This is a genomic window from Thermoanaerobaculia bacterium, from assembly GCA_035717485.1.
Lineage (GTDB): Bacteria > Acidobacteriota > Thermoanaerobaculia > UBA5066 > DATFVB01 > DATFVB01.
Genome location: DASTIQ010000246.1, coordinates 1 through 4136, shown reverse-complemented (window position 1 = coordinate 4136; position 4136 = coordinate 1). Strand labels below are relative to the sequence as shown.

The following is a 4136-nucleotide window of genomic DNA, read 5'->3' as shown; positions in this document are numbered from 1 at the left end:
TCGCGTTTCTCCGACTTCCGGGTCCGGAACGCGGTGATCCTCGAGATCACGGCGGCCAACGTCCTCGGATGCGTGTCGCCGATCGGAAACCCGCAGAATCTCTTCCTGCTGCACCGTTCCGGGATGACGATCGGCCGGTTTCTGTCGGCGATGACGCCGTTCGGCGCCGCCGCGGCCGGCGCTCTCGGGGCGGCGATCTTGATCCTGGAGCCGGCACGCGCGATCGTGCCGATCGAGCGCGCCGTGCCGCCGATCGCGCCCGCGGCCGCGGCGGTGGGAGGGGCCGGGATCCTCCTCGTCCTGCTGTCGATCACCGGTTTCGTTCCTCCGCTCGCCGCTCTCGGCGTCGCCGCGTTCGGGTGGCTCCTGCTGCCGGGCCGCCGCGGCAACGCGGCGTCGCTCGCGATCGTCCCGCTCTTCTTCTTCGTGTTCATCGACGTGGCCGCGATCTCCGCGCTGGATTTCGGGCGGCTCTTCGCCTCGATCCCGCTCGCTCCGGGGCCGCGGCTCTATCTCGCCGGGGCCGTGTTCTCGCAGGCCATCTCGAACGTTCCCGCGGCCGTGCTCCTCGCGCCCTCGGCCGCGGAGCGGTGGAAGACGCTCCTGTATGCCGTCAACGTGGGCGGTTGCGGGACGCTCGTCGCCTCCCTCGCGAACCTCCTCGGCTGGCAGATCTACTCGGACGAGCGGGGTCCCGATCCCGTCTACCTGCCTCGATTCCATCGGGTGAGCTTCGCGTTCTTCGCCGTCCTCGGCGTGGCCGCTTTCTTGCTTGTATGACGCGGCGGTACGGACCGTTGTTCGCGAGCTGCCGTATGATCGATTTCGGGGGTCCGCCATGTTCCTGATTCCTCTCCTCCTTGCCGCCTCGACCGCCTCTGTCCCGCCCTCGGCCGCCCCGAGCGACGCGCCGACCGCGCGGGAGCAGGCCGCCGGGGGCGAGACATCGACCCGGGAGGAAGGGATTCCGGCTTCTCGTGCCCGACAGATCGCCGCGCTCGAAAAGGTCCGCGAGGAGCTTTCCGATTACTACACGATCGACAAGAAGTACCGATCGATGACCGGGCCGCAGAGCACGATGCCCGTCGCGATGGAACCGGGTCCGCCCGAGCTCCTCTGGATCACCGGGTATTCGGCCGACGTCGTCGGCGACGCCGGAGATCCGGCGGGGCTCGATCAGTTCATGTGCCACAGCAACCTCGATCTCGACTCGTCGGAGTACATCCGGCGTTTCCATCTGAAGCACGACGTCAATCCCCGGCTCTTCACGCTGTCGCAGGGACAGATGGACATCGAATTTCCCGCGGGGTTCGGGATTCCGGTGTGGTCCGACGAGAAGCTGTCGTTGACGACCCAGGTCCTGAACCTGAACTACGACGACTGCGACATGAAGGTGCGGCACCGCACCCGCATCCGGTACGTGCGCGATCGCGACCTCTCGTTTGCGATGCTGCCGCTCTACGAGGATGCGGTGTTCGGGCTGAAGCTCCTCACCGGCGCCGACGGACGCTTCGGGATGGATCCCCGGCATGCCGAGCACGGCGGCGCGAGCTGCCTGCCGGGGCAGAACGCCGCGACGTTCCAGTACCACGACGACTACGGACGCACGTTCACGGGGCATTGGATCGTCCGGCCCGGGCGCGAGGTCAACCGCACGCCGGTCGACGCCATGCTCGGATTGAAGCGCGACACGACGATCCATTTCATCGCCGTCCACCTCCATCCTTTCGCCGAATCGCTCGAGCTCGTCGACGCGACCGAGGGGAAGACCGTCTGGAAGAGCTGGGCGAAGAACCCGGCGGACCGGATCGGCCTCGACCGCGTCGACACGTTCGAAAGCGCGGAGGGCATTCCGATCCGCCACGACCACCATTACGAGCTGGTTTCGACCTACAACAACACCTCGGGAGAGGACCAGGACTCGATGGCCGTGATGTACCTCTATCTCCGCGATCCCGATTTCCGGCGGCCGGACGAGCCGGGAACGGTCGCCAGCCGCTGAAATTCCCGGCGGCCGCCTTGAGCGGGCCGCCGCTTCGAGGCCCGGCTTCGCGAGCTCCCGCGGCGAGCCGCCGGATGGCCAAAAAGCCCGCGGTATACTTTGCGCCTGCCGCTCGCGGAGAGTTGTCCGAGTGGCTTAAGGAGCACGCTTGGAAAGCGTGTGTGCGGGAAACCGTACCCAGGGTTCGAATCCCTGACTCTCCGCCATTTCGCAGCGCGAAATGGCGGCGCCGCGGAGCGGCGGGAGCGAAGCGACGGAGCAGGGTTCGCCGAGCACGCCCGTGCGACGGCTCATCCCTGACTCTCCGCCATACGAGAAGAACGCCGAAAAGAGAAAGCCGGACGAGAAGGAGCGAAACACGGCGAGGGTTCGCCAAGCGCCGAACGCGTGCCGGCTCATTCCTGACTCTCCGCCATACGATCGGGACGTTCCCACCTCGCCGCCTTCCCGTTAATATCCCCCCGTGGAATCTCCCTTTCTCCGCCGCCTCGTCTTCGTCTCCGTGGCGCTGGTTCTCGTCTTTGCCGTCGTCTTCACCTGGGGCGACACGATCGGGATCTGGCCCGAGGCGCCCGCTCCGGTTTTCCGGAACGCCGACCTGATCGCCGGGTTCGTGCTCGTCGCCGGCTTCGCCTGGACGGCTTTCCGGCCCCGTAAACGGAACCGGCCGGAGTGAGGTAGAATCATTCCTTGCCGGGGCCGAGGATGAGTTCGGGTCCTGTGCGACGGAAGTCTCCGAACCTCGTCAGGTCCGGAAGGAAGCAGCGATCAGGAGATGCCTCCGGGCGCCGCAGGGGTGCCTGAACTCATCGTCGGCCTCGGCGCTTTCATGTCCGCCGAAGGAATCTAGCTGAGGCTCGATCCGCCGTGAACCACGTCGCGCTCCCCCGAAAATGGCGCCCCCGGACCTTCGAGACGCTCGTGGGTCAGGAAGCCGTCGCCCGGACGCTCGAGCACGCGATCGAGTCGGGGCGCATCGCGCACGCCTACCTCTTCACCGGTCCGCGGGGCGTCGGGAAGACGACGACGGCGAGGCTCCTCGCCGCGTGCCTGAACTGCGAGAAGGGGCCCACGCCGACGCCCTGCGGAGAGTGCGCCTCGTGCCGCGAGATCGCCCAGCGCGGGGAGTCGCTCGACACGATCGAGCTCGATGCCGCGTCGAACAACAGCGTCGAAGACGCGCGGGACCTGATCGAGATCCTCCGCTACGCGCCGCAGCGCGACCGCTACCGCGTGCTGATCCTGGACGAGGTCCACATGCTGTCGAAAGCGGCGTTCAACGCGCTCCTGAAGACGATCGAGGAGCCTCCCGAGCACGCCGTCTTCATCCTGGCCTCGACGGAGCTCCACAAGATCCCGGCGACGATCGTTTCCCGCTGCCAGAAGTTCTCTTTCCGCCGGCTGACCGACGCCGAGATCGTCGAGCGGCTCCGGACGATCGCCGAGCGCGAGGGGTTCTCGGTGACGGCGGGGGCCGCGGCGCAGATCGCCCGCGCCTCCGACGGCTCCCTCCGCGACGCGCTTTCGCTCCTCGAGCAGGCCGCCACCCTCTCCTCCGGCGTCGTCGACGAGCGCCGCTGCGCCGAGATCTTCGCGTTCGTCGACCGCGCGATGCTCGAAGCTCTCTTCGCGGCCGCCGTCTCGGGCGATCGTCCCGAGATCCTCGCGGCCGTCGAGCGCGCCCGCGAGGAAGGAATCGACCCGCGGCACGCCGCGCGCGAGTTCACGTCGATGCTCCGCGAGATCCTCGTCGCCTCCGCCGGACGAACGGGGGGGAAGAAAGGCGAGGCCGCGGAGGACCGCACGGCGAAGCTCGCCGCGCTCGCGCCCTACGACACGATTCTCCGCGCCGTTTCGCTGCAGCTCGAAACCGAGCGGCAGCTCGCGCGCGCGAACGACCCCTGGATCGTCTGGGAGATGTCGCTCCTGAAGCTCGCGGAGCTCCCGCGCCTGCGCTCGCTCGAGGAGTCGCTCGCCGGCGGCCGCACGCCCCCGCCGGCGGCGCCGCCTCCCTCCGCCGGGGATCGACCCCGCTTCGTCTCGCTCGTCCCGGCGCCGCCTCCCGACGAAACCGAAGCGCCCGCTCCCGCCGCGGATCCTTCCGCGGAATTCGTGCGGCAGGTGCTTTCGCGCC

The 4136-nt window shown here is 68.4% G+C and carries 4 protein-coding genes, 1 tRNA gene and 1 other RNA gene; all 6 read left to right on the top strand.

Annotated elements, in window-relative coordinates; all coding sequences use genetic code 11:
* On the top strand, positions 1-780 hold a 780-nt coding region (locus VFS34_13185), incomplete at its 5' end, for a hypothetical protein (protein ID HET9795400.1).
* Between the two features lie 58 nt (positions 781-838).
* Positions 839-2002 (top strand): hypothetical protein, encoded by a 1164-nt coding sequence (locus VFS34_13180; protein HET9795399.1) that lies wholly within the window; start codon positions 839-841, stop codon positions 2000-2002.
* 116 nt (positions 2003-2118) lie between these two features.
* A tRNA-Ser gene (locus tag VFS34_13175) sits at positions 2119-2208 on the top strand.
* 257 nt (positions 2209-2465) lie between these two features.
* A complete protein-coding gene (locus tag VFS34_13170; GenBank protein HET9795398.1) occupies positions 2466-2678 on the top strand; it encodes a hypothetical protein in 213 nt (70 codons plus the stop codon).
* Positions 2679-2711: 33 nt separating this feature from the next.
* Positions 2712-2811: signal recognition particle sRNA small type (gene ffs / locus VFS34_13165), an RNA gene on the top strand.
* A gap of 58 nt (positions 2812-2869) precedes the next feature.
* Positions 2870-4136 (top strand): DNA polymerase III subunit gamma/tau (gene dnaX / locus VFS34_13160; GenBank protein ID HET9795397.1); only part of this gene is annotated, 1267 nt, incomplete at its 3' end.